A 25,613-nucleotide genomic window follows, 5' to 3' on the forward strand; every position below is an offset into this window, starting at 1 on the left:
GTCACCAGCCCGAAGCGGTGTAGACGACGGCTCCGGCCGACTCGTCGCCGAAGGCGAGCTCGCGCAGCAGGGCCGCGGTGCCCTCCTCGGGATCGATCAGCGAGATACCGCGCCGCGCGTACTCGCGTCCCAACTCCGGGGTGACCATGCCGTGGTGACCGCCGGTCGGCGCCCACGGACCCCAGTGCACGGTCAGCGCCCGGTGCCCGGTACGCGCCGACCAGGCCGCGCCGAGGCTCTCCAGGGCGTCGTTGGCCGCCGCGTAGTCGACCTGCCCGCGGTTGCCGAGGACGGCCGAGATGGAGCCGAACAGGACGGCGAAAGCAGGGCCGTTGGGCAGTTCCTCCAGTGCCGACAGCAGTGTCTCGGCGCCGTGCGTCTTCGTGCCGTACACCCGCTGGAAGGACTCGGTGGTCTTCTCGGCGATCAGCCGGTCCTCGATGACCCCGGCCGCGTAGACGACACCGTCGAGACGGCCGTGCTCGGCGTGGATCTCCTTGACCGCCTGGAGCGCCGCGTCCGGCTCGCGGAAGTCCACGGAGTGGTAGCGGGCCTCGCTGCCGAGCGCGGCGAGTTCGTCCAGGGTCGCGGTGATCTCCCGCTGGGCGAGCAGGAGTTCCGCGGTGCGGTTGATCTCGGCCGGTGTGCGCCCGCCCTGGCCCGCGAGGGCCGCGCGCAGTTCGGCCGGGGTGCGGGCACCCACGGTCGCCGGGTCCTCGGGGCCGGCCGGTGCGGCCGTCCTGCCGAGGAGTTCGATACGGCACCGGGAGGCCGCGGCGAGCGCGACGGCGAACTTCGCGGTGATGCCCCGCGCGCCACCCACCAGCAGTACGACCGATTCGCGGTCGAGCCCGATGGCGGCGGCCTCGGCGACCCCGTCACCGGCCGGTCCGGCCCCGTTGGTCGCGAGCGCGCCGAGCGGTGCCTCGACCAGCTCAAGTCCGTTCCGTCCGGCGGCCGTTCGCAGCACCACCGGCTCGTCCCCGGGGGCCAGCAGTTCGGCGAGCAGCGTGTCGGCGACGGCGGCAGGTGCCGTGTCCGTCACCTCGACGATCCGGGCGACGGTGTCCGGGTACTCGCGCGCCACTGTACGGAACAGCCCGTGCAGGCCCGCCGATCCGCTCTCCGCCCCTTGTACGGCGATCAGTTGGCGCGGCCCGCGGCGCAGCGCGGCCTGGAACACGGGGAACGCGTCGGGGAGCACCGGCGCCGACGCCGTGAGCGGCGCGAGATACAGGACGCCGTCCACCTGGCCGTCCGCTGCGGTGAGTTGGTGCTCGGGACCGACGATCAGCGCCTCGGCACCGTACGAGGAGAGCCGGGCCACGACCGCCTCCGCGCCCTCTCCGTCGCCGCACACGGCGAACCGCCGCCCGCCCAGCACGGAGGATGGGTCGGCCGGGTTGTCGCCGTCCTGGTGCGCGAGCAGCACCGGCCGCAGCTGTAGCCGCTTGGGTGCGGTGCCGGTGACCTCGTCCTGGGGGGTGTTGTCACTCGGCGGTGTTTCCGCCACGGGGGCGGGCTCGCTCAGACGTGCCGACAGCCAGCCCGTGACGGACGCCGCCGTGCGGGCCTTCGCCAGGTCCTCCAGCTCGGCGTCGTCGAGCGAGGCGATGTCCGCGCCGCCGCCGATGCCCAGCCGCTGCGCCAGCTCACCGGCGATCTCGGCCCGTTTGATGGAGTCGATGCTGAGGTCCGCCTCCAGGTCGAGGTCGGGCTCGATCATGTCGACGGGATAGCCGGTGCGCTCGCTGATGATCTCCAGCACGACCCGCAGCACATCGTCCTCGGTGACGGCCTCGGGCGCCGACTCCGGCTGAGCGCCGGGCTGTTGGGCGACCGGGGCTTCGACGGCGGCCGACGCGGCGGGCAGCTGCGGGAGCGCCTCGACCACGGCTGGCGCCGGTGCCGGAACCCAGGTCCCCTGGGGCACCGTCGCCTGCGTCGCGCCGAAGTAGGTCAGCAGTACGTCCCGTTGCGCGGCCACCATCTCCCGGCTGGTGCGCAGGAATTCGGAGATGAGCGCGTCCCTGTTCGCCTCGACGGGGGCGCCGCCCTGAGGGTTCGTCGTCACAGTCGTCTCCACAACGCGTCGGGCCGGTGCGAGGGCACCGGGGAGGAGTTCTCCGGCGGCGGTGCGGACCAGCTGTCCGTCGACCGTCCAGCCGGGCCGCTTGGGCACAGGAGTCCGGGCCGCGTCGACGGCGTCGCGCCCGTTGAACAGCCATCCGGTGCGCACCGGCAGCCCCGCGACGGCCAGTTGGGCCAGCGCGTCGAGCCAGCCGCGCAGCCCGCTGTCCTGCCGCGGCTCGCACGCGACCGTGCGGTGCGGACGCTCCCCGAGTATCTGGGCCACCAGCCGGGTCAGCACCGCCCCGGGACCGGCCTCGACGAAGACCCGCGCCCCCGCCTCGTACATCGCCTCGATCTGCGCGACGAAGCTGACCGGCGCCCCGATCTGCGCGGCGAGTTCGGCCCGGACCGCGTCGGATCCCTCGCCGTACGGGGCCGCCGTGCGGTTGGACCACACGGGGAACTCGGGTGCGTGCACGGTCTGTTGGGCGAGGGCTTGGGCGAACCGCTCGCCCGCCCCCGCCACCAGCGGGCTGTGGAAGGCGCAGGCGACGGGGATGCGCTTGGCACCCAGACCGGCCTCGCGCAGCAGTCGCACGGCAGCGGCGACCGCCTCCGTGGGCCCCGAAATCACCGTCTGGCGGGGCGAGTTGTGATTGGCGACGACCACCGAGTCCGGTGCGCCCGCCGTCTTCAGTGCCTGCTCGACGTCCTCGGCGCCGGCCGCGACCGCGGCCATGGTGCCCGGGTCGTCGGCGCCGGTGGCTTCGAGGATCGCCGCCGCGCGTTCGGCGCTCAGCTCCAGCAGCGCTTCCGGGGCGATGGCGCCGGCCGCGCACAGGGCGACCAGCTCGCCGTAACTGTGCCCGGCCGCCATGTCCGGCCGTACGCCCGCCTCGGTGAGCAGCGCGTGGGCGGCGAGCCCGGCGATGCCCAGCGCGGGCTGTGCCACCCGGGTGTCCGTCAGACCGGCCTGCTGGCGGTCGCGGACGGTGTCGTCGAAGGCGGCCGGCGGGTAGAGCGCGTCGGCGTGGTCGCGGCCCAGGTGCAGATAGTGCTGGAGTTCGGGGAACGCGACGAACACGTCGGCGAGCATGCCGGGCCGCTGACTGCCCTGGCCGGGGAAAAGGAAGGCGACCTGGCCGGCGCCCTCCTGGAGGTCGGCCGCGTGGATTCCCGAAGCGGGATCGTGCTCGCCTGCGAGGGCCCGCCGCAGCTGTACGGCCAACTCCTCGACATCCGTGGCCACGACGGCCACCTGCACCGGCTCGTGCCGGGCGTCGGAGCGGCGGGACGCGCTGAGGGCGAGGTCGCGCAGCTTCCAGTGACCCGCTTCCGCGAGCTTCAGGATTTCCTCGATGCCCCGCCGCGCCGCCGCCCGGTCCGCTCCCCGGAAGGTGAACAGTTCGGCGGGCCAGGCGTCCAGGCCGTGCGCGGGCGGTACGGCGTCGCCGTAGGCCTGGATCACCGTATGGAAGTTGGTGCCGCCGAAGCCGAACGCGCTGAGTCCCGCGACGCGTTCCCCGGCAGGAGCCGCCCAGGGCCGGGGCCGGGCGTGGAAGACGAACGGGCTGTTGTCCTCCTTCCAGGCCGAGTTGGGCTGCTTCATGTGCAGGGTGGGCGGCTTGACCCCGGTGTAGAGCGACAGCACGGTCTTGATCAGCCCGGCCAGTCCGGCGGCGCACTTGGTGTGCCCGATCTGCGACTTGACCGAGCCGAGCGCACAACTGCCGGTCTCCGCACCGGACTCGGTGAACACCGCGCTGAGGATGGAGAGTTCGGTCCGGTCGCCGACGACGGTCCCGGTGCCGTGCGCCTCGACCAGACCGACCGAGGCGGGGGAGACGCCCGCGTTGCGGTACGCCCGCTCCAGCGCGGCCCGCTGCCCCTCGGGCCGGGGTGCCGTCAGACCCAGCGAGCGGCCGTCGCTGGAACTGCCGACTCCCTTGATGACGCCGTAGATCCGGTCGCCGTCCCGCTCCGCGTCCGCGAGCCGCTTGAGGACCACGCAGGCGACACCCTCGCCGAGCGCGATGCCGTCCGCCGAGCTGTCGAAGGCGCGGGAGCGGCCGGTCGGGGACAGGGCGTGCACGGAGGAGAAGAGGACGTAGTCGTTGATGCCGTTGTGCAGGTCGGCGCCACCGCACAGCACGATGTCGCTGGTGCCGCCCACGAGTTCCTTGCAGGCGACGTCGACGGCGGCCAGCGAGGACGCACAGGCCGCGTCGACCGTGAAGTTGGCCCCGCCGAGGTCGAGCCGGTTGGCGATCCGGCCCGAGATGACGTTGGAGAGCATGCCGGGGAAGGAGTCCTCGGTGAGCGTGGGGAGCTGTTCCTCGATGCCCTGCGGGATCTTCCCGTAGTAGGACGGCAGTACGGCGCGCAGCGTGGTCGCGTTGGACAGGTCGCTGCCCGCCTCCGCGCCGAACACCACGCAGGTGCGCGCGCGGTCGAACTCCCGGCCCCGGTCGCCGTATCCGGCGTCCTCCAGCGAACGACGGGCCGCTTCGAGAGCCAGCAGCTGGACCGGTTCGATGCTGCCGAGGGAGGTCGGCGGGATGCCGTAGCGCAGCGGATCGAAGGGGATGCGGGGCAGGAAGCCGCCCCACTTCGACGGGGTGGCGCCGCCCTTGTCGTCCGAGTAGTGCACGGCGGGGTCCCAGCGGTCGGCCGGGACCTCGCTCACCGCGTCGCGTCCGCCGAGGATGTTCGCCCAGAACGTGGGCAGGTCGGGCGCCTCGGGGAACATGCAGGCCATGCCGATGACAGCGATGTCCAGCGGGGCGGGCGGCTCCGGCTCGGCCTGCTCCTCAAGTCCCAGGAGAGCACTGGTGGTTCGCGCGCTGTCGGCCAGGAATTCGGCGGCCTCCTCGGTCACCGAGCGGTGCAGGGCGTCGATCGTGGTGGTCGCCGAACGCAGCACGGCGACCTCACCGGCCATGAACATCCCCTCGGCGAGCTGCCGTTGCTCGTCCACGGCGGCCAGCGCGCCGGCGGCGTCCCGCTCCACACCCTTGCTGGCGATCCGCAGCCGGCCGACGTTGAGCCGCTCCAGCCGCTCCCAGATCTGCCGGTCGGGCACACCCTCCGCGCGCAACTGGGCCTCGAAGTCCAGGTAGTTGTCGCTGAAGGGGCTCGGGACGCAACGCGTCGCGTGACCGGGTGCGGTCTCCAGGAGCGCGGTCCGCGTGGCGCCGATCACCTGCTCCTGGAAGAGCGGCTGGACCGCCCCGCACGACACGGCCTCCGCGGTGAACAGATAGGCGGTGCCCATCAGCACGCCGACGGCCGAGCCGCGGGCGGTGAGCGGTGCCGCGAGGGCGGCCACCATCGCCGCCGAGCGGGCGTCGTGGACACCGCCCGCGAAGAACACCTCGACCTGCTCGGCCGTACCCGCCTGCGCGGTCGCCAAGAAGTCCTCCAGCACGGCGAGTTGGGCCTCCCACAGCGGGAAGCTGCCCCGCGGTCCGACATGCCCGCCGCACTCGGAGCCCTCGAACACGAATCTGCGCACCCCCGCGTCCAGGAACTGCCGCAGCAGCCCCGGCGAGGGCACGTGCAGGAACGTGGAGATTCCGGCCCGCTCCAGTACCTGGGCCTGCGAGGGCCGTCCGCCCGCGATGATCGCGTGCGTGGGGCGCAGTTCCCGTACTGCGTCGAGCTGGGCGTTGCGCAGCTCCTCGGGTGCGAAGCCCAGCACCCCGACACCCCACGGCCGTGTTCCCACGGCGGCGCGGGTCTCGGCCAGCACCGTCCGCGACTGCTCGCCGCTCGCCAGCGCCAGCGCGACGAACGGCAGGGCACCGCCCCCGGCGACGGCCGCGGCGAACTCCGCCTGGTCGCTGACGCGGGTCATCGGGCCCTGGGCGATGGGCAGTCGGGTGCCCAGCCGGCGGCTCATCGGGGAGTCGGCGCGCAGTGCCGCAACGGGCCCTTCGTGTGCTGCGTGCGGTGCGGGCCGCGGTGCTGAGGTCCCGGCGAACTCCCGTATCGCGGAGGTCAGTTCACGCACCGTGCGGCCCACGTCGCCCCAGCGCTCCGCGAACCGCGCGGCGAGGAAGCCGTCCTGGCCGACCGGTAGCAGCTGGGTGCGCGGGTCGCGGGCGCCGAGCACTTCGCAGACGCGTTCGACGGGCACCTGCGGGGCGTCGGGGCCGCGGCGCAGCAGCACCCGGTGACCGGCGATCACCGTGGTCTCGGAACCGTCCATCGAGCGCAGCGCCGCGGCCGCCGTCTCCGGCAGCGACGACTCGGCGAGCAGCGCCAACTGGCTGTCCAGCACGACCCCGGCCGCGCCACCGGACACCGCCGCGGCGGCCGTACGCGGGCCGATGCCGCCGCAGGCCCAGACCGGGACGGTCACACCGGGCTCGGCGAGCAGTCGTTGGAGTAACACGAATGTGCTCAACTCGCCGATGCGGCCACCGCTTTCGGCACCGCGGGCGATGAGCCCGTGCGCACCCGCGCTGACCGCCGCCAGCGCCTGGTCGGGATCGCTGACCTCGACCAGTACCCGGTACGAGTCGGCGACCTCCTCGACCCGCCACGCAGCGTCCACGGCGAGCACGACGGTGTGCGGGCCGCCGTCGGCGGCCGTGGCGAGTTCCGCGGGGGCGATCCGGCAGTGGGCGCCGACCCGTACCCCGAAAGAGCCGGGGGACCAGCGTCGGATTCGCGCCAGAGCCTCTCTGGATCTTCGGTCGCCAATTCCCAGGTCCAGTACACCGAGCCCGCCGGCGCGGCTCACGGCCGCCGCGAGTCTGGCATCCGGTTCATGGAACGGCGTGATTCCAATGATCATTTCTGCGGCGCGCGCGACAGACGTCATGATTCTCCGAATAAACGGTGAAACTGCACGGTGGGGGGTTTCGGCCTGTGGGCGCCGAACGGAATCGCAGAGACGTGAGTTGGCTGGTTGAAAGCTAGCGTCACTGTTACTCGGCGGTCAACAACGGAAAGGTAAGGGCCACACCCAGGGAAATGATCCGGCCAGCCCGAGCGGGCCCCCAAACAACCGGAAACCCCGCCAATTTCCTTCAGAGGGCACGCCATTCGGACCGCAGTGGCGCAAGCGGTCCAAAAGCCCCTGGTATTCATCCGAGGCTCATGGTCCCGAAACATGACCGACTGCGGAACGGAATTATGTAAACGTTGGGTGTCGCTGCCTCCTCGCGTGAGCCGCGCTAGGTTGGCACCTATGAGCACACCCCGGGACCTGCTGATCGTCGCCATGGATGTCGCCCCCGACCGCCCCGTCGAGTCGGGTGAGCTTTCGCTCGCGCTCGCGGGAGCGGAGGTGGTCGACCTCCTCGCCGCCGAAGCCGTCGTGCTGGACGGCGAACTGATCGTGCCGAACCTCCAAGTTCCCCTGCCGGAAGGCCTGTTGGACGAGGCTGCGAGCGCCCTCGTACGGCAGACGCCGTACGAGTCGGTCGAGGACTGGCTGTGGCGGCGGGGGCGGGGTCTGGCCTCGGCCTATCTCGCCGCGCTGGAGAAGGAGGGCCTGATCGCCCGGCAGAGCGGTCGCTGGAACCTTGTCCGCAGCGGCAGGGCGGCCCTGGTCGACTCCCCGGCCCGCAGCCGGGCGGCCGACCGCTGGGCCACGGGCGAACCCGTCCTTGCCCAGCTCGCCGCGGCCGTCGGCATCCGCGAGGTGCCGGACGAGGACTCCGCGAAGGTCACCGACGAGGCTCTGGACACCGTCCTCGCCGCCGTCCACGACTCGGTGACGGAACTGGAGGCCGTCCGGCAGCGCAAGAGCGTCGAGGACGCGGCCTATGACAATGTGTGGCGCGGTATGTGACAGCGGTCTCACCGCGGCGCGGCGCGGCAACTGCCGAACAAACAGAGCCAGTTGATGGTTCTGAGCCTCAAGTGACGCCACGTTACCCATGGTAGTCGCATGCCGTGCGCCGAGCCTAGGGCCAGGCCGATCCGTCCCCCAGCGGAATCGTCACCGTGAACACCGTCACCCCGGGCTCAGTCGTCAGCTCGACCGTGCCGCCGTGGGCCATCGCCAGTGAGCGGGCCACCGCCAGACCGAGGCCGCTGCCGCCCCGGTCACGGCTGCGGGCCTTGTCGACGCGGTAGAAGCGGTCGAAGACCTGGTCCCGGTCGGCCTCCGGGATGCCGGGGCCCGCGTCCGCGACCCGCACCGACGCGGTACCGGCGCCGACCGAGACCGTCACCGACACCTCCGTGCCGGGCGGGGTGTGCACCGCCGCGTTGGTCAGCAGGTTGTCCAGCACCTGCCGGATCCGGACCGGGTCGACCCGCAGCCGGACCGGGGCCGACGGAACCGTCACCGTCAGCGGACGGTCCGGATGCCCGGCACGGAACGCGTCCGCCGCCTGCGCCACCAGCTCCACCAGCTCCGCGTCCTGCAGCCGTATCGGAGTCTCCACGTTCGCCGCGTCGAGCCGGGCGAGCAGCAGGAGGTCGTCGAGGAGGACGCCCATGCGGGCCGCCTCGGCGCGCAGCCGGGCCAGGTGCTTGTCCCGCTCCTCGGGCACGTTCGCCGCCGCGTACTGGAACAGGTCCGCGTAGCCGCGCACCGACATGAGCGGCGTCCGCAGCTCGTGCGAGGCGTCCGCGACGAACCGGCGCAGGCGCTGCTCCGCCTCCGCGCGCACCGCGAGGGAGTCGTCGATGTGCTCCAGCATCGTGTTGAACGCGGTGCGCAGCTCCTCCACCTCGGGCCCGCCGTCCCGGTTCTCCGCACGCAGCGGGAGCCGGGCCGCCGAGTCGCTCAGATCGTGCGAGGCGATGCCGTGCGCGGTGTGCGCCATGTCGCTCAGCGGCTGCAGCCCGCGCCGCAGCAGCCTGCGGCCGAGCACCACCAGCGCCAGCAGGGCCACCCCGAAGGCGATCACCTGGATGATCACCAGCTGCCGTACCGTGTCGTCGATGGCGTCCATCGGCGCGCCGCTGACCAGCACCACCCCGGGTTCGACCGCGCAGCCGCGCAGCCGGTACTCGCCCTCGCCGCTGAGGTCGCTGGTGCGCAGCACCTCGGTGCCCTTGGCGATCTGGGCCCGGGCCACGGCGGTGAGGTCGCCGATGTCCGACGGCAGGTCCGAGCTCTCCTCGGGCCTGCGGAGCACCGGAGTGCCGTTCGTGACGTCGTACACGGCGTAGTACCAGCGGTAGTACTTCTTGCCCTGGAGGGTGCCGTTGGCCACGATCGACTTGGACTGGGCCCCCTGGGCCAGCCCGAGCTGGTCGTCCAGCTGGGCCGACAGATAGTCCCGCATGTACGTCGTCAGGGCCGTGCCGACCACGGCGAACGCCACCAGGGCCAGCGCCCCGAGCCCCAGCGCCAGCCGGGTGCCGAGCCGCAGCCGCCGGTACGTCCGCCGCAGCCGCGCGATCACTCGGCGGCCTGCCGGATCACGTACCCGAAGCCGCGCACGGTGTGGATCAGCGGGTCGTGCCCCTCGTCGAGCTTCCGCCGCAGCCGGCTGACCACCAGTTCCACCACATTGGAGCGGCCACCGAAGCCGTACTCCCACACATGGTCGAGGATCTGCGCCTTGGTGAGCACGGTCGGCGACTTGCGCATCAGATAGCGCAGCACCTCGTACTCGGTCGGCGTGAGCGTGAGCAGCTGGTCCCCGCGCCGCACCTCCCGGGTGTCCTCGTCCATCGTCAGATCCGCGACCCGCAGCACCGAGCGCGGGAAACCGGGCCCGGCGCTGCGCCTCAGCACCGTCCGCAGCCGGGCCATCAGCTCCTCCACCGCGAACGGTTTGACCAGGTAGTCGTCACCGCCCCGGGTCAGCCCCGCGACCCGGTCGGCCACCGCGTCCCGCGCGGTGAGGAAGACCACGGGCACCATCGTCCCGGAGTGCCGCAGCCGGTCCAGCACGCCGAAGCCGTCCAGGCCGGGCAGCATCAGGTCGAGCACCACGATGTCGGGCCGGAACTCGGCGGCGACGGCCAGCGCCTCCTCACCGGAGTACGCGCACGCGGCCTCCCAGCCCTCGTAGCGGGCGACCGTCGCGACGAGGTCGGCGATCGGCGGGTCGTCGTCCACGACGAGGAGTCGAACTTTGTCCACCCGCTCATACTGCTTCACCCGCCCTCCGGCGCCAGACCCGCGGCACCCCCACACCCGCATCGATAAGTACTTGAAAGTTGTTCGACAGGAAAACGACAGCGCCCCGAGGCCAAGCTCGTCTCCCAGGACCCGATCAAGGAGCTGCCGTCCGTGACGACCGTCCAATCACCTCCTGCGCCCCCCACGGCGATACGCCCCAGGGTGGTGGCCCGCACCGGCCTGTACGCCGTGCTGGCCGCGAACGTCGCCGTGGTGACCGTCTTCTTCGCCCAGGCCGGATTCGCCTCCAACGCGCTCATCGTCGTCGGCCGCCTCCTCGGCCTCTACGGCGCGCTCGTCATGGCCTTCCAGCTGCTGCTCGTGGCCCGCCTGCCCTGGCTCGACCGCCGCATCGGCATGGACCGGATGACCTCCTGGCACCGCTGGACGGGCTTCGCCCTGCTCTGGACGCTGCTCGGGCACCTCGTCTTCATCGCCTTCGGCTACGCGCAGGGCACCGACACCGGCCCCGTCGGCGAGGTCGTCGACCTCGCCGAGACCACCGAGGGCATCCTCCGCGCGCTCGTCGCCTTCGCCCTGATCCTCGTCATCGGCGCGACCTCCGCCCGCTACGCCCGGCGCCGCCTCGCCTACGAGACCTGGCACTTCATCCACCTCTACACCTACGTCGCCGTCGTCCTCGCCTTCACCCACCAGGTCGCGGTCGGTACGACGTTCACCGCGTCCTCCGCCGCGAAGACGTACTGGTACGCCGTCTGGGGCGTGGCGCTCGGCTCGGTCGCCCTGGGCCGTCTGGTCCTGCCCCTGTGGCGCAACCTCCGCCACCGGTTCCGGGTCTCCGCCGTCGTCCCCGAGTCCGACAACGTGGTCTCGATCTACATCACAGGCCGCGACCTCGACCGGCTCCCCGCCCAGGCCGGCCAGTTCTTCCTCTGGCGCTTCCTCACCAAGGACCGCTGGTGGCAGGCCAACCCCTTCTCCCTGTCGGCCGCCCCCGACGGCACCGGCCTCCGCCTCACCGCCAAGACCGCCGGCGCCGGCACGGCCGCCCTGCGCCACCTCAAGGTCGGCACCCGCGTCTTCGCCGAGGGCCCCTACGGCGCCTTCACCACCCTGCACCGCAGGAAGTCCGAGTCCCTGCTCATCGCGGGCGGCGTCGGCGTCACCCCCATCCGTGCCCTGCTGGAGGACCTGGAGGGCCACGCGGTCGTCATCTACCGCGTCTCCGCCGAACGCGACGCGGTCCTCTACGACGAACTGGCCGAGCTGGCCCGGGCCAAGGGCGCCGAACTGCACCTGCTCACCGGGCCGCCCGTCCCCGACAAGCTGGCCCCGCGCGAACTCGCCCGCCTGGTACCGGACATAGCCGACCGGGACGTCTTCCTCTGCGGACCCCCGCCGATGATGAACGCGGTGCTGCGCACCCTCGGCGACATGGGCGTGCCCAAGCAGCAGATCCACTTCGAACGCTTCAGCCTGGCGGGATGAGAGACATAACGTGAAGCGAGTCATACCTGTCCTGGTGCTGTCCGTCGCGGGTCTGATCCCCGTCTGGCGCTACGAGCCGTCCATCGGGACGACGACGAGTTCGACGAGCACGGCGACCACCGAGGCGGCGTCGACACCCACCCCGTCGGCTTCCGGGTCCACGCCGTCCGGTTCCACGTCGTCCGGTTCCACGAAGAAGGTCGTCCAGGGCACCGCGATCAACACCGAGAAGGGCACCGTGCAGGTGCAGGTGACCTTCGAGGGCGACAGGATCAGTGCCGTGAGCATGCTCCAGCAGCCGAACCATCCGCAGACCACGGCCGCCGTCCCGGTGCTGATCGAGGAGACCCTCAAGGCGCAGAGCTCGAAGATCGACACGGTCTCCGGCGCCACGATCACCAGTGACGCCTACGTCCAGTCGCTCCAGGCCGCCATCGACGCCAAGAGCGCCTGAAATGAACCGCGTTGAGCATGTGATGGGGTTCCCGGTGTCGTTGCGGATCGACGACGAGGGCATCGGGGACGAGACCGCGGACGAGCTGTTCGCCTGGCTGCGCGAGGTCGACGCCCGCTTCAGTCCGTTCCGCCCGGACAGCGAGGTCTGCCGTTACGACCGGGGCAAGCTCCGACTCCCCCAGCTCAGCGCGGACTTGACCGAGGTCCTCGGCCTCTGCGAGCAGTACCGGCTCGCGACCGGCGGCGCCTTCGACGTCCGGCTGCCCGGCCGGCCCCTCGACCCTTGCGCGGTCGTCAAGGGCTGGTCGGTGCAGCGGGCGGCCGAACTGCTCACCGCCGCCGGGGCCAGACGCTTCATCCTCAACGCCGGCGGCGACGTGATCGTGTCCGGCGGCCCGTGGCGGGTGGGAGTACGGCACCCCGAGCACGCCGACCAGCTGTGCACGGTCCTGGAGTTGACCGACGGGGCGGTGGCGACCTCCGCGCGCTACGAACGCGGCGACCACATCGTCGACGGCCGCACCGGCCGCCCCGCGACCGGACTGCTCAGCCTCTCCGTCGTGGCCGCGTCGCTGACGGAGGCGGACGCCACGGCCACAGCGGCCTTCGCCATGGGCCCGGAAGGCGTCGACTGGGCTGCTGCCCGGCCCGGTTGCGAGGTCTTCGCGGTCGACGCGGAGCGCCGGGTCCGCCGTACGCCGGGATTCCCGGTCGCGACGGTGGCGGCTTAGCGGCTCTCCCTCACCCACGGCAAGCGGAAGGGCCGCCGGGTTACCGGCGGCCCTTCCTGTCGGGAAATGTGGTTCAGGGAGTGGATCAGCTGACGTCGGACGCGTCCAGACGGTACAGGCCGCTGTAGGTGGAGACCGCCGTGCCGTGTGCCTTGACCCAGGTCGTGATCTCGGAGTTGGTGCCCTGGCCGCCGGTGCTGCTGACCATGATGTAGTGGAGTTTGCCCGACTTGACCAGGCTCTTGAGCTTGGCGAGCGTCATTGCGTTGTCGCTGCCGGACCAGCCGCCCATGGAGATCACCGGCTGTCCCGACTCCAGGATGATCGAGGACGCCGTCTGGTCGGTGGACACCGCCAGCAGCCAAGTGGCGCCGTCCTGGTGCTTCTTGAGGTACGTGATCATCGCGGACGAGACCTGCGTACCGCCGCCCATTCCGCCGCCACCGGTGGACTGCGTACCGGACTCGGAGGAGGACGAAGACGCCGAGCCGCTGCCCGAGGGCATGGTGCCGGACGGGGCCGAACCACTGGGCTTCGTACCCGAGGGGGCCGAACCGCTGGGCTTCGTACCGGACTTGGCGCCGCTCGGCGCGCCGCCCATGCCACCACCGCCGCCGCCCATGCCGCCACCGGTGCTCGGACCGGCCGTCGGGTTGGTGCCGTTGGTCGAGGAGGTCGCCGCCGAGACCGAGTAGGCCGCGGGACCGGCGAGGAGGGCGACGGTCGCGGCGAGGGCCGCGAAGCCCATCAGACGGTGGCGCCGGGTGAACCGGCCGACCAGCAGGCCGAGTACGGAGGCCGCACCCGCCACGGCGACCACGATCTCCGCGGCCGTGTAGACCGTGCCGGAGCCGGAGACGCGCTGGAGCAGGACGACCGCCCAGACCGAGCTGGCCGCGATGGCGACCGGCAGCACCCACGCCCACTTGGCGGCGGTGCCCTCACGGAAGGCGCGGTACAGCAGCACCCCGCCAGCACCGGCCAGGGCCGCGATGCCGGGGGCCATGGCGGTGACGTAGTACGGGTGGAAGGTGCCCTCGGCCAGCGAGAAGGTCAGGAAGTGGAGGACGAACCAGCCGCCCCAGAGCATGAGCGCCGCCCGCTTGGCGTCGGTGCGGGGAGCACGTCCGCGCAGCACCAGACCGGCGACGAGCGCGATCGCCGCGAAGGGGATCAGCCACGAGATCTGGCCGCCCATGATCTCGTTGAACATCCGGTACAGGCCCGAACTGCCGCCGAAGGAAGCCCCGTTGCCCTGCGAGCCGACCGAGGAGCTGGCTCCGAAGATGCGGCCGAAGCCGTTGTAGCCGATGACCAGGTCCCACACCGTGTTGTCGGTGGAGCCGCCGATGTAGGGGCGGGAGGAGGCCGGGATCAGGTCGACGATCACCATCCACCAGGCGCTGGAGACGACCAGCGCGACGGTGGCGACGGCGAGGTTGCGGATGCGCCTGCCGAGGGAGACGTTGGTCGCCCAGAGGTAGACCAGGAAGAACGCGGGCAGGACGACGTACGCCTGCATCATCTTGGTGTTGAACGCGAAGCCGATCGCGACCGCCGACCAGACCAGCGGCATCAGCTTGCCGTTGCGGACGGCTTTCAGGAGGGCCATCGCGCCGAGCATCATCAGCAGGACGAGGATCGGGTCCGGGTTGGTGTCACGGGTGATGGCGACCGTGATCGGGGTGAGGGTGAGGACCAGCGCGGAGACGGTGCCCGCGACCGCGCCGAAGTCACGCTTGACGCTGCGGTACAGCAGGGCCACCGAGCCGGTGCCGGCCGCGACCATCGGGAGCATCAACTGCCAGGTGCCGTAACCGAATACGCGGGCGGAGAGGCCCATCACCCAGAGGGCGAACGGCGGTTTGTCGACCGTGATGAAGCTGCCGGAGTCGAGCGCGCCGAAGAAGAACGCCTTCCAGCTCTTGGTGCCGCTGTAGACGGCCGCGTCGTAGAAGGTGTTGCCGGTGATCGAGGTCAGGTTCCAGGCGTAGAGCGCGGTGGCCAGCAGCAGGATCGCCCAGAGGGCCGGGCGGGCCCAGCGCGGGTCGTCCTCCGGGCCCGTGAAGAGCCTTCTGGCACGGGAGTTGAGGGCGTGGGGGTCCCCCCACGCCCTCAAGGCAGTGGGGGAGGGCGGGCCCGCCCGGTGCGAGCGGCGGGTGCTCTCCTGACCGGGGGGCGGGGCGAGGGTCGTCATGACGCGTACTCCAGGTGTTCCGCGGAAGTGGCGGGCGCCCCAGCGGGCAGGACAGGGGAGGTGGTGCGGGTGCGGTGGGGTACGGCGGCGATGCGGGCGCGGCCGGTGATGCTCTGCCTGAACATGCGGCGCATGCCCTTGAGGTCGTCGAGGGCGGTGCGGACGATGTCGACGCGGCTGTCGGGGTCGTCGATCCAGTCGACCGGGACCTCGTGGATACGGAGCTTGTTGCGCTGGGCGAGGACGAGGAGTTCGGTGTCGAAGAACCAGGCGGTGTCCTCGATGTGCGGGGCGAGCGCCCGGAACACCTCGGTGCGGACGGCCTTGAAGCCGCACTGCGCGTCCGAGAAGCGGGCCGCGAGGCCTGCCTTGAGGAGCAGGTTGTAGGAGCGGGAGATGAACTCCCGCTTGGCGCCGCGACGGACGGCCGACTGCCGGTGCAGCCGGCTGCCGATCGCCACGTCGCTGTGGCCGGAAAGGAGCGGTGCGACCAGGGGGAGGAAGCCTTCGAGGCCGGTGGACAGGTCGACGTCCATGTACGCGACCACGTCCGCCTCGGAGCGGCTCCACACGTGCTTCAGCGCGCGGCCCCGGCCCTTGGCGTCGAGGTGCACGGCGTGCACGTGCGGCAGCCGCTGGGTGAGGTCGAGCGCAGCCTGCCAGGTGGCGTCGGTGCTCGCGTTGTCCGCCACGGTGATCGTGAACGGGAACGGGAAGGACGATTCGAGGTATGCGTGGAGACGGCCGACACTGTCGGCGAGGACGTGCGCCTCGTTGTAGACCGGCACCACGATCTCGACCGACCGCTGCCGGGCGCCTCCCGCGTTCTGTTCGTTCATGACCGTGACGATCCGGGCCCTGTCTAGGGCATTGCTGTGCCTTCGCTGAACGGCCGATGAGAATCAGCGGACTCACAGGAAGGGCACAGTCGATCCGTGTCGAACCCCCAGGAAGCGGCACCCAAAACCCCTCAGGTGCCCGCCAAGTTCCCGCAACACGAGCCGTCTAGACTCTCCCCTCAACGGCCTGAGACAGCGGCCAGGAACGGGCAGTTTCTGCCACATCCGAAGGGTATTCGGCGCTTTGATACGGATAGATTCAGTCACCAAGCGGTACCCGGACGGCACGGTGGCGGTCGACCGGTTGTCCTTGGACATACCGGACCGCTCGATCACCGTCCTCGTCGGCCCCTCGGGCTGTGGCAAGACGACGACCCTGCGCATGATCAACCGGATGATCGACCTCAGCGAGGGCCAGATCCTCCTGGACGGCGCCGACATCACCAAGCAGCCGGTCAACACCCTGCGCCGGTCCATGGGTTACGTCATCCAGAACGCCGGACTCTTCCAGCACCGCACGATCGTCGACAACATCGCCACCGTGCCCCGCATGCTCGGCTGGGGCAAGGAGAAGGCCAGGGCGCGGGCCACCGAACTCATGGAACGGGTGGGACTCGACGGCTCGCTCGCCAGGCGGTACCCCTACCAGCTCTCCGGCGGCCAGCAGCAGCGCGTCGGCGTCGCCCGCGCCCTCGCCGCCGACCCGCCGGTGCTGCTGATGGACGAGCCGTTCTCCGCGGTCGACCCCGTGGTCCGCAAGGGACTGCAGGACGAACTCCTGCGCCTCCAGGACGAGTTGGGCAAGACGATCGTCTTCGTCACCCATGACATCGACGAGGCCATCAAGCTCGGCACGATGGTCGCGGTGCTGCGCACCGGCGGCAAGCTGGCCCAGTTCGCGCCGCCCGCCGAGCTGTTGTCCGACCCGGCGGACGCCTTCGTCGAGGACTTCCTCGGCGCCGACCGCGGTATCCGCCGTCTGTCCTTCTTCTCCTCCGCGGGCCTCGACCTCAAGACGTCCCCCATCGTCGCCGTCGACTCCACCGCCGAGCAGATCGCCGAACGCACCACGCCCGGCGTGCCGTACCTCCTCGTCACCGACCTGGACGGCAGGCCGCTCGGCTGGAGCGAGCCCGGCGCACTCGGCGCGGGCCCGGTCGACACCGCCCGACTCCTGTCCTACGGCCGCCCCTTCGCGGCCGGCAAGGACTCGCTGCGCGCCGCGCTCGACGGCTCCGTGCTCTCGCCCACCGGCTGGGCGGTCGGCGTGGACGACACCGGCAGGGTCGTGGGCGTCGTGTCGCAGCAGGCCGTGGGCGAGGCGATCCGCAGCGCGCACGCGGCGGTGCGGCCGGACACAAAGGTCCTCGGATGAACGACTGGTTCCGCATCCCCAGCGACCTCCAGAACAGCTACTTCGGCCTGATCGGGCTGCATCTGCGCGAGGCCGTGATCCCGGTCCTCGTCGGCCTGGTGATCGCGCTGCCCATCGCCCAACTCTGCGTGCGGCTGCGCTGGTTGTACCCGCCGGTGCTGTGGGTGACGACCGTGCTGTACGCGATTCCCTCGCTGGCCTTCTTCGTCGTCCTCATCGACTACACCGGGCAGACCGAGACCACGGTGATGATCCCGCTCGGCGTCTACAGCCTCGTGGTGTTCGTCCCGGCGATCGTCGACGGCGTCCGCTCGGTACCGCAGGAGACCCTGGACGCGGCGACCGCGATGGGCCTCGGGCCCGTACGCCGGTACCTCCAGGTGCAGTTGCCGATCGCCGTGCCCGCGATCATCGCCGGACTGCGGGTGGCGACCGTGTCCAGCATCTCCCTCGTCAGCGTCGGCATGCTGATCGGTAACCAGGGAGCGCTGGGCAACCTGCTCAACGACGGCCAGGTCTACCACCAGCCGCGCCTGATCTGGCTCTCCGTGATCACCACCGCCGTCCTCGCCATCGTCGTGGACGCCGTCCTGGTCGCCGTACGCCTGCTCCTCACGCCCTGGATGCCACGCGGCACCCGCAAGGCCCGGCCCGCACCGGCCGAACCCGTACTGGAGGACGCAGCCCGGTGAACGTACTCCACTACATCAACCTGTTCTTCAGCGACAACACGCACTGGCACGGCTACGACGGCATCCCCACCCGGCTGCGCGAGCACGTCCAGTACTCGCTGATCGCCCTCGCCATCGCCGCCGCCGTCGGCCTCCCCGTCGGCCTGCTGACCGGCCACACCGGACGCGGCGGCAACACCCTCTCGCTCATCGCCACCGCCGCCCGCGCACTGCCCAGCTTCGGCCTGCTGGTGCTGATGTTCGTGCTGATCGGCTTCGGCCTGGTCCCGGTGATGATCCCGCTGGTCGTCCTCGCCGTACCGCCGATCCTGGTCACCACGTACGAGGCGATGCGCTCCGTCGACCCGTCCCCGGTCGACGCCGCTCGCGGCATGGGCATGAACGAGACGAACATCCTCTTCCAGGTGGAACTGCCGGTCGCGCTCCCGCTGATCCTCAGCGGCCTGCGCTCGGCCGCCATCCAGATCGTCTCCACCGCCACCATCGCGGCCTACGTCAGCCTCGGCGGCCTGGGCCGCTACATCATCGACGGCCTCTACCAGAGGAACTACGAGAAGGTCGTCGGCGGCGCCACCCTGGTCGCCGGGATGGCCCTGGTGACGCTGGCGCTCTTCTGGGGCATCGCGCGGCTCGCGGTGTCGCCCGGGGTGCGCAGGAGCAACTGAGCGCCGTAGCAAGCGAAACGGGGGAGGGCTCGGGCCCTCCCCCTCTCTTGTCTCTGCCGCCGTCAGCCCTGCGTGCGCGCGAGCGCCAGCTCCAGGACGACCAGCAGCGCGTCCCGCACCGAGCCGCGCTCCCGCGCGTCGAAGGCGATGACCGGGACCCGCTCGTTGACGTCGAGCGCCCAGCGGACCTCGTCGAGGGAGTGCTCGATCTTTCCGTCGAAGGCGTTCAGGGCGACCGCGAACGGGATCTGCTTGTGCTCGAAGTAGTCGACGGCCGCATAGCAGTCGTCGAGGCGGCGGGTGTCGACGATGACGAGACCGCCGACCGCGCCCTCCACGATGTCGTCCCACATGAAGCCGAACCGGTCCTGCCCGGGCGTACCGAACAGATACAGCTTCAGGGTGGGGTCGATGGTGATGCAGCCGAAGTCCATCGCCACCGTGGTCGTGGTCTTGCGCGGGGTGTGGGACAGGTCGTCCACGCCCGCCGCCACCTCGGTGATCGCGGCCTCGGTGGTCAGCGGCTCGATCTCGGAGATCGCGCCCACCGTGGTGGTCTTGCCCACGCCGAAGCCGCCCGCGACGACCATCTTCACCGGCAGCGGCGGTCGTACGACGGTCTGCGCAGCCGCACCGCGGGCGACCGGTTCAGTCGGTGTCACGGAGTACTCCCCGGGAGTTGGGGATGGCGCGGAGGCCATCGATGACCCTTCGCAGGACGGTTGCGTCATGGGTGATGTCGGTGTTCGGCACATGCACCGTCAGCTGTCCGGCGGCCCGCAGGTCCTCGGCGAGGACCCGCACCACGTTCAGGTGCAGCCGCAGCCGGGCCGCGATCTCCGCGAGGGACTGCGGCTGCCGGCAGGCGGCGACGATGTCGTGCTGCTCGAAGGAGAGCCGGTCGAGCACGTCGAGTCCGGCGGCCGTGGCCACCACCTGGGTCTCGACGGGGATCGGCCGTCCGGAGTCGGCCGCGCCCGCCCCCGCCACCCGGCCGGCGGTCACCAGGAACGGCCGTACGGCGGAGGGGGCGCGCACCGGATCGCGATCCGGGGGTGTGGCCCCGTCCGCGCCGGCTCCGCTCGGAGTGCGGCCGTCGGGCATGAGTGGCTGTTCCTCTCTCGACCGGTCGGGGACCGGTCACCGAGCCGAAGCGGCGCCGACGCTGTTCTTCAGCTGGAGCACCAGCTGCGGGTTGAGCGCGGAACCGGCACGGTTGGCGAACAGCGTCATCTCGTAGGCGATGTTGCCGAGCTTGGCCTCCTTGTCGGTGACCACGCCGAGGACGGCGCCGCTGCCGATCGCGGAGACGAGGACGTGACCGCCCTCCAGGTCGATGATGACCTTGTTCAGGCCGCCGAGACCGTAGTTGCCGGAGGCGCCGGCGGCCAGGCTGGTGATGCCGGAGACGATGGCCCCGAGCCGTTCCGAGTGGGCGTGCTCGCGCAGTTCCGCCACGGCGATCAGCAGACCGTCGGAGGACACCGCGATGGCGTCGACGACACCCGCGGTCTCCGTCGCGAAACGGTTGAGCAGCCAGTTGAAATCGGCCGCGGCTGCCTGCAGTTCGGCCGGCGTGGTGCCTCCCCTGGGAGTTTCACCTGTCGACGTACTCACTGCTCCGCTCCTTTCGGGAGATTGTTCCGGTCGTGCGGGTGGTGCGCGTCCGCGAGGCGCAGGCCCGAGAGGGTGTCGCTGTCCCGGTTGGCCTGCTCCACGGCTGCCTCGAACTCTTCGAGGGCCGAGCGGACGGCGTCCGCGTCGGCGGGCCGGGGGGCCTGCCTGGCGGCTTGCTGGGCGGCGTCGTCGGCGCCCGTACGAAGGGTGGCACCCTTGACCCGCCGGCGCAGGGGGCGGGAGCCTCCGGGGGCGGTGTCGAAGGCGGCGGACTCGTCCGCCGGGGCGTGGTGGGTGACGGGCGGGGGAGCCGCGGCGGCCGTCACCGTCTCGTACCGGGAGACCCGGCGCGGGAGCGGGGCGGGCTCGTCCTCGGCGCGCAGGTGCTCGGACGCGGCCGGCTCGGGTCTGCTCAGGGTGATCGACGGGCGCGGCCCGGAGTCCGAGGCGGCCCAGGAGGGAGCCGGACGGCGTTGCTCCTCCGCGGAGTCGACGGCCCCGGACCCGGCGGGCGCGAGCGCCTTGTCCGGCCCCGCGTGTCCTTCCGCCGAACCGACGGAGGCCAGCGCGCTCATGCGCAGCAGCAGCGTCGCCGGGATGGTCACCTCGGACGTCACACCGCCGCCCGGTGTACGGGCCAGCGTGACGTCGATGTCCCAGCGGCGTGCCAGCGTACCGACCACGAACAGACCGAGCACCTTCGTCGGCACCAGGTCCAGACGCTCACGGCGGATCAGCCGGGCGTTCTCCTCGGCGATGCGGTCGGCACTCATCCCGAGACCGTGGTCGGCCACGACGATCAGCGCGTCGTCGCCGTCGGTGCGGACGACCACCTCGACGGGGCTGCCCGCGGGGGAGAACGAGACCGCGTTCTCCAGGAGTTCGGCCACCATCAGCGTGAGGTCGCCGATGATGTCGGGCTCCACCATGATCTCGGTGTCGGCCCGCAGACTCACCCGCTGGAAGCCCTCGATCTGGCCGAGCGCGGCCCGTACGACGTTGGTGAGTTCGGTGGGTCCGCCGTCGAGCACGGTCTCGCGGATGCCGGCGAGCAGCATCAGACTGTCCGCGTTGCGGCGCAGACGTACGGCGATGTGGTCGATGGAGTAGAGGCGTTCGAGGAGCGCCGGGTCGGTCTCGCCGCGCTCCACCGCGTCGATCAGGGCGAGTTGACGGGTCGTCAGGTTGCTGACGCGGCGGCCGACGTTGCCGAACATCTCGGCGACGTTGCGGCGGCTGACGACCTGGCGGGCCAGCAGCGCGGCGGCCGTGGTCTGCACATGGTTGAAGGCCTCGGCGAGGTCGCCGATCTCGTCCTTCGCGGTGACCGGCATGTCCCGCAGCATCGGCGGGCCGTCGTCCTCCGCGTCGTCGTCGGCCACGCGGGCGAGTTCCCGGCCCGCGACCTCGGCGACCTGCTTGGCGGCACCGGTCAGGGCCTGCACCGGGCGGACCACCGAGCGGCGCACGATCACCACGAAGGCGAGCCACAGCACGAAGCCGAGCAGTGAGAGGCTCAGCAGCAGTCCGGCGCGCCAGGAGGCGGAGCTGGACGCGCTGTCGGCGCGGGTGGCGATCTGGCCGATCAGCGAACTGGTGATCTTCAGCCGGGCCTCGGCCTGCTGCGGGTAGGCCGGGTAGTCGCTCATGGCGTCCGCGAACGCCTTGCGGACCGCGCCGGGCGACTCGGCCTGCAGCCCGCTGGGGTCGATCTGCAGCTCGGCGTAGGCCTCGGCGATCTCCCGCTGCGGGGTGGTGTGCTCGATGCCGGACAGCTCGTCGGCCTGCTCTTCGGCGGCGAACCGGGCGAAGCGGGAGGCCTGGTAGGTGTACAGATCGTAGGAGCCGACGGCGTTGGTGAACTCGATGAGCGCGTTGCTGTCACCGGTCGTCGCCGAGAACACGCTGGTCTCGAACGAGCTGTGGGCGGCATCGGCCCGCAGCACGGAGTCCAGCAGGTTGCCGGTGAAGGTGGTGGCGAGGTTCGCGTTGTGCTCCAGGTCGAGCCCGTCGATCAGACCGTCCGAGGCGCTGGTGTACGCGGGGTCGATGTTGTCGGCGGGGAGATAGCTCTGGGCGACCGTGTTGCGCAGGGTCTGCAGGCCGTTGATCTCCCTGAGCGCCTGCGCCTCGCCGGCCGGCAGCCGGTCGCCGAAGGTGTCGCGCACCTTCTCGACCTGCTTGTCCACGGCCTGCTGGGCCTTGCGGTAGGCGCTCTGCGAGGGGGTGCCGCCGTCGTTGGTGGCCTCGAAGCGGACGGAGAGCAGGATGGCCTGCTGGTGCTCCGCCTCCACCAGGTTCACCAGCTCGGCGACCTGGCCGCTGTCCCGCACCAGTTGGGCCGCGTCGCTCGCGTCCGTCGACTGCCCGAGCTCATCCGCGATGAGGTACCCCAGCAGCACCGCGACCACCGCGAGTGGCACGCCGACGAGCAGATTGAGCTTGCGCCTGAAGGGCCAACGGTCTGCGAAGCCCCGTATGGACACCAGGCCTCCTTCGTGGGGTGTTGTCACGGTACGCGCAGCGACACACGTGACTGTTTTTGATCGAAGCGGCCCCCGCACACCGCTGTGACCGACGCCAACTCCCGGGAGACTACCGCCTCTTTGAACGATCAAGTGCGTCGCCCTACGTCAAGAATCAATTACAAAGCGCCCGTGTTCGTGACCGGTCTGTTTACGTCGCCTTCACAACTGGGCACCCATTGAGGCCAATCGGTGACCAGAGTTCTCTTGACTGACCAAGAACCGGCTGGATTGGATCAGCGGAGTGCGGCATTCACGCCCCGCGCGTGGACGCCACAGCCATGCCTGCACGCCTGTGCCAACATCCAACCCCGGAACGGGAATTGTGACTTCTAAAGCGAAGAACAGCTGGTCCAGCACTAGGTACCCCGGCGCGGCGGCCATCGCCCTCGCCGCCACGGCTGCGCTTGTCACGGGATGTGGTTCGTCCTCGGACAGCAAGTCCGACGACCCCCTCTCGGGCGGCAAGGCCGGCGGTGACACGGTCGTCGTCGGCTCGAACAACTTCGCCGAGAGTACCCTGCTCGCCGACATCTACGGCGAAGCGCTCAAGGCCAAGGGCGTCAAGGTCACATACAAGCCGAACATCGGCAGTCGTGAGACGACCTACGGCCTGCTCAAGAACGGCTCCATCACGGTGCTGCCCGAGTACAACGGCGCCCTGCTGGCCTACCTCGACCCGAAGGCCACCCCGGCGACCCTCGCCGCGACCACGGCCGCGATCAACGCCAAGCTGGACACCAAGCTGACGCTGCTGGACCCGGCCGCCGCCGAGGACAAGGACACGGTCACCCTCAACGCGGAGACCGCGAAGAAGTACAACCTCACGGCCCAGTCCAGCATCGGGGACCTCAAGCCCATCGCCAAGGACCTGGTCATCGGCGCCTCGCCGGAGTTCCAGACCCGGCAGCAGGGCCTGGTGGGCCTGAAGTCCGTCTACGGCCTGGAGTTCAAGTCCTTCAAGGCGCTGGACGCGGGCGGCACACTGACCGCCGCCGCGCTGAAGAAGAACGTCGTGCAGGCGGCCGACCTCTTCAGCACGGACCCGACCATCACCAAGGAGAAGCACGTCACGCTCCAGGACCCGAAGCGGCTCTTCGGCTTCGAGAACGTGCAGCCCCTGGTCTACAAGAGCGGCCTCTCCGCGGCCGGCGTGGCAGCTCTCAACGCGGTCTCCGCGAAGCTCGACACGGCGACCCTGCTGGACCTCGACACCCAGGTGGGCTCGCAGAACAAGGACCCACTGGACGTCGCGAAGGCCTGGCTGAAGACGGCCGGCCTGAGCTGATCTTCTCCGGCCGCGACGCGGGTGCCTCCGTTCTCCGGGAGGCACCCGCGTCGTGCTCAGTACCCGACGTAGAAGGTCGCGTCCTGCTGATCGGTGGCCGTCGAGATCGGGTCGATGCGCAGGACGTAGTTGGAGTGGCGGATGTAGCGCGTCGGATTGTTGTACGACCGGAAGGACGCCCAGGAGGAGTCGGCGAGCCCCGCGGTCCGGTAGAACGTGGCGTCCCCGGCGAACGTCGACGTGCCGTCGTTCACGTCGAGTTGGAGCGCGTAGTTGTAGTGCCGCAGATACCGGGTCGGGTAGTTGACCGACTGGAAGGACACTCCCGCGCTGTCGGCGAGGCCCGGCACCAGGGTCCACTGCGAGTCGGTGTACGGGTCGAAGGCGTACTCGTCGATCCGGCCGATGAAATTGGAGTGCCGGACGTAACGGGCCGGGTAGTTGTAGGACTTGAGCCGGTTCCAGGCGGGCGTGCCCCACTTGGCGATCAGGTTGTTGTACTCGGTCGCGGTGATCGGCTGGATGCCGCAGTGCTTGGAGTTGAGCGGCTGCGTGTAGAGCTTCTGGTCGACGGCCGTCCAGGTGCCGGCGGCCAGGCTGCTGGACTGCCAGGCGTAGAAGACCCCGTTGGGGTCCCAGGTGTCGCCCCAGAGGTACCAAGTGGAGCTGGACGTCAGGGACTTGACCAAGGTCGGCGCCTCGGTGCCGTTGTGCGAGACCGCCGTGCTGAACTCGGTGAAGCTGCCCGGGTCCAGTGATGTGGACTTCGCACCGACCAGCGTCGAATTCTTCTTGAAGTACAGGTAGTTGACCCCGTTCACGCCCACGGCGAGATCGCCGTCGATCACGTCGTAACCGGGGTCGAAGAACACCTGCGGATCCCCGGCGGTCACGAAGTCGCTCGTGTAGTTGACCATGATGACGTTGTGGCCGCTGTCGTTGACGGCCGAATAGATCACCCCGTACTGACCGCGCCCCGCGTCCCAGTACGACTCCGGCGCCCACGCGTGGGTGTCCAGGTCGTGCACCTTCATCCGGCGGTACCCGGTGAAGGTGCGCAGATCGGTGGAGTCCCAGACGTGGATGTACTGGCTGACGTACGACCAGTCGGTGCCGTTGAGGTCCGTCGCGAGGACCACGAAGGTGCCGTCCTGCTTCCGCAGGATGAAGGGGTCGCGCAGGCCGAGGGAGCCCGCGGTCGGGGTGGCGACGGGCGCGTTCTGGTTCAGCGGGGTCCACTGCAGGCCGTCGGGGCTGACCGCCAGGTGCAGGCCGTAGTTGGCGCCCAGGAACGTCGGCGACTCGGTGAAGTAGCACATGACATAAGCCGAGTTGGTCGCCGCTCGCGCGCTGCCGGCGCCGAGGGTGAGCGCTCCGGTGGCCGCGAGGGGGACGGTCGCGGCCATACCGAGGAACAGGCGGCGGGAGGGGTGGGGGAGAGGGGGGACGGCCATGTGTTCTCCAGGGGGATACGAGCGGCCCATTGATTCATCTTGTTCGACATTCCGAACGGAGTTCGGTAAGTCGATCAGAAGTTAGAGATGGGGCGCGTGCGCGTCAATCACACGGTCGTGCTTGGCCGGTTCTCACCGTTCACGTAGGTGTCCG

At 70.7% G+C, this 25,613-nt stretch carries 18 protein-coding genes; 8 read left to right on the top strand and 10 right to left on the bottom strand.

Translation table 11 applies throughout. The features are described 5' to 3' along the window. Position 1 precedes the first annotated feature (1 nt). Complete coding sequence (locus AB0I51_RS13020) at positions 2 to 6,874, bottom strand: SDR family oxidoreductase (RefSeq protein ID WP_362974317.1); 6,873 nt, start codon at positions 6,872 to 6,874, stop codon at positions 2 to 4. Positions 6,875 to 7,270: 396 nt separating this feature from the next. Between AB0I51_RS13020 and AB0I51_RS13025 the strand changes: the two genes are divergently transcribed. After that, positions 7,271 to 7,876, top strand: coding sequence for a GPP34 family phosphoprotein (locus AB0I51_RS13025; protein ID WP_362974319.1), 606 nt, complete (start codon positions 7,271 to 7,273; stop codon positions 7,874 to 7,876). 115 nt (positions 7,877 to 7,991) lie between these two features. On the opposite strand, the gene AB0I51_RS13030 is transcribed toward AB0I51_RS13025, so the two are convergent. Next, on the bottom strand, positions 7,992 to 9,446 hold the full coding sequence (locus AB0I51_RS13030; protein WP_362974321.1) for a HAMP domain-containing sensor histidine kinase: 1,455 nt from the start codon (positions 9,444 to 9,446) through the stop codon (positions 7,992 to 7,994). Beyond that, entirely contained in the window at positions 9,443 to 10,132 is a 690-nt protein-coding gene (locus AB0I51_RS13035; protein ID WP_362974323.1) for a response regulator transcription factor, read from the bottom strand. Before AB0I51_RS13035 ends, AB0I51_RS13030 begins: the two co-directional genes overlap by 4 nt. 150 nt (positions 10,133 to 10,282) lie before the next feature. On the opposite strand from AB0I51_RS13035, the gene AB0I51_RS13040 reads away from it, so the two are divergent. The 3 genes from AB0I51_RS13040 to AB0I51_RS13050 are packed head-to-tail and all read left to right on the top strand — an operon-like array spanning position 10,283 to position 12,807. Further along, positions 10,283 to 11,620, top strand: a complete 1,338-nt coding sequence (locus AB0I51_RS13040; RefSeq protein WP_362974325.1) for a ferredoxin reductase family protein — start codon at positions 10,283 to 10,285, stop codon at positions 11,618 to 11,620. Positions 11,621 to 11,630: 10 nt separating this feature from the next. Further along, on the top strand, positions 11,631 to 12,074 hold the full coding sequence (locus AB0I51_RS13045) for an FMN-binding protein (RefSeq protein WP_362974327.1): 444 nt from the start codon (positions 11,631 to 11,633) through the stop codon (positions 12,072 to 12,074). A gap of 1 nt (position 12,075) precedes the next feature. Further along, the gene (locus AB0I51_RS13050) at positions 12,076 to 12,807 is read left to right on the top strand and encodes an FAD:protein FMN transferase (protein WP_362974329.1); all 732 of its coding nucleotides are present in this window, start codon (positions 12,076 to 12,078) and stop codon (positions 12,805 to 12,807) included. A gap of 85 nt (positions 12,808 to 12,892) precedes the next feature. Here AB0I51_RS13050 and AB0I51_RS13055 read toward each other — a convergent pair whose 3' ends face one another. After that, entirely contained in the window at positions 12,893 to 15,004 is a 2,112-nt protein-coding gene (locus AB0I51_RS13055) for a glycosyltransferase family 39 protein (RefSeq protein ID WP_362974331.1), read from the bottom strand. After that, positions 15,001 to 15,843, bottom strand: a complete 843-nt coding sequence (locus AB0I51_RS13060; RefSeq protein ID WP_362974333.1) for a dolichyl-phosphate beta-glucosyltransferase — start codon at positions 15,841 to 15,843, stop codon at positions 15,001 to 15,003. Before AB0I51_RS13060 ends, AB0I51_RS13055 begins: the two co-directional genes overlap by 4 nt. A gap of 244 nt (positions 15,844 to 16,087) precedes the next feature. Here AB0I51_RS13060 and AB0I51_RS13065 point away from each other — a divergent pair, with 244 nt between their 5' ends. Genes AB0I51_RS13065 through AB0I51_RS13075 form a run of 3 tightly spaced genes read left to right on the top strand, consistent with a single transcriptional unit; the run spans position 16,088 to position 18,575 of the window. After that, positions 16,088 to 17,218, top strand: a complete 1,131-nt coding sequence (locus AB0I51_RS13065; RefSeq protein WP_362974335.1) for an ABC transporter ATP-binding protein — start codon at positions 16,088 to 16,090, stop codon at positions 17,216 to 17,218. Beyond that, positions 17,215 to 17,910 carry an ABC transporter permease subunit gene (locus AB0I51_RS13070; protein WP_359606014.1) on the top strand — a complete coding sequence of 232 codons (696 nt, stop codon included), beginning with the start codon at positions 17,215 to 17,217 and terminating at the stop codon, positions 17,908 to 17,910. Before AB0I51_RS13065 ends, AB0I51_RS13070 begins: the two co-directional genes overlap by 4 nt. Continuing rightward, positions 17,907 to 18,575, top strand: coding sequence for an ABC transporter permease (locus AB0I51_RS13075; RefSeq protein WP_362974337.1), 669 nt, complete (start codon positions 17,907 to 17,909; stop codon positions 18,573 to 18,575). The genes AB0I51_RS13070 and AB0I51_RS13075 overlap by 4 nt, the downstream gene beginning before the upstream one ends. Before the next feature lie 62 nt (positions 18,576 to 18,637). On the opposite strand, the gene AB0I51_RS13080 is transcribed toward AB0I51_RS13075, so the two are convergent. Genes AB0I51_RS13080 through AB0I51_RS13095 form a run of 4 tightly spaced genes read right to left on the bottom strand, consistent with a single transcriptional unit; the run spans position 18,638 to position 22,678 of the window. Then, positions 18,638 to 19,237, bottom strand: coding sequence for an ATP/GTP-binding protein (locus AB0I51_RS13080; protein WP_362974339.1), 600 nt, complete (start codon positions 19,235 to 19,237; stop codon positions 18,638 to 18,640). After that, on the bottom strand, positions 19,224 to 19,679 hold the full coding sequence (locus AB0I51_RS13085) for a DUF742 domain-containing protein (RefSeq protein WP_362974341.1): 456 nt from the start codon (positions 19,677 to 19,679) through the stop codon (positions 19,224 to 19,226). The genes AB0I51_RS13080 and AB0I51_RS13085 overlap by 14 nt, the downstream gene beginning before the upstream one ends. A gap of 36 nt (positions 19,680 to 19,715) precedes the next feature. Next, the gene (locus AB0I51_RS13090) at positions 19,716 to 20,192 is read right to left on the bottom strand and encodes a roadblock/LC7 domain-containing protein (protein WP_019071413.1); all 477 of its coding nucleotides are present in this window, start codon (positions 20,190 to 20,192) and stop codon (positions 19,716 to 19,718) included. Then, positions 20,189 to 22,678 (bottom strand): ATP-binding protein, encoded by a 2,490-nt coding sequence (locus AB0I51_RS13095; protein WP_362974343.1) that lies wholly within the window; start codon positions 22,676 to 22,678, stop codon positions 20,189 to 20,191. The genes AB0I51_RS13090 and AB0I51_RS13095 overlap by 4 nt, the downstream gene beginning before the upstream one ends. 364 nt (positions 22,679 to 23,042) lie before the next feature. Here AB0I51_RS13095 and AB0I51_RS13100 point away from each other — a divergent pair, with 364 nt between their 5' ends. After that, entirely contained in the window at positions 23,043 to 24,005 is a 963-nt protein-coding gene (locus AB0I51_RS13100) for an ABC transporter substrate-binding protein (protein ID WP_362974345.1), read from the top strand. A gap of 56 nt (positions 24,006 to 24,061) precedes the next feature. On the opposite strand, the gene AB0I51_RS13105 is transcribed toward AB0I51_RS13100, so the two are convergent. Further along, positions 24,062 to 25,459, bottom strand: a complete 1,398-nt coding sequence (locus AB0I51_RS13105) for a glycoside hydrolase family 43 protein (protein WP_362974347.1) — start codon at positions 25,457 to 25,459, stop codon at positions 24,062 to 24,064. Positions 25,460 to 25,613 lie beyond the last annotated feature (154 nt).

The sequence above is a fragment of the Streptomyces sp. NPDC050549 genome, assembly GCF_040655035.1.
Taxonomy (GTDB): domain Bacteria; phylum Actinomycetota; class Actinomycetes; order Streptomycetales; family Streptomycetaceae; genus Streptomyces.

Coding starts and splice junctions, on each gene's coding strand:
- AB0I51_RS13050 (WP_362974329.1), top strand. CDS start 12,076: ATGAACCGCGTTGAGCATGTGATGGGGTTCCCGGTGTCGTTGCGGATC.
- AB0I51_RS13105 (WP_362974347.1), bottom strand. CDS start 25,459: ATGGCCGTCCCCCCTCTCCCCCACCCCTCCCGCCGCCTGTTCCTCGGT.
- AB0I51_RS13070 (WP_359606014.1), top strand. CDS start 17,215: ATGAACGACTGGTTCCGCATCCCCAGCGACCTCCAGAACAGCTACTTC.
- AB0I51_RS13020 (WP_362974317.1), bottom strand. CDS start 6,874: ATGATCATTGGAATCACGCCGTTCCATGAACCGGATGCCAGACTCGCG.
- AB0I51_RS13055 (WP_362974331.1), bottom strand. CDS start 15,004: ATGACGACCCTCGCCCCGCCCCCCGGTCAGGAGAGCACCCGCCGCTCG.
- AB0I51_RS13060 (WP_362974333.1), bottom strand. CDS start 15,843: ATGAACGAACAGAACGCGGGAGGCGCCCGGCAGCGGTCGGTCGAGATC.
- AB0I51_RS13025 (WP_362974319.1), top strand. CDS start 7,271: ATGAGCACACCCCGGGACCTGCTGATCGTCGCCATGGATGTCGCCCCC.
- AB0I51_RS13085 (WP_362974341.1), bottom strand. CDS start 19,679: ATGCCCGACGGCCGCACTCCGAGCGGAGCCGGCGCGGACGGGGCCACA.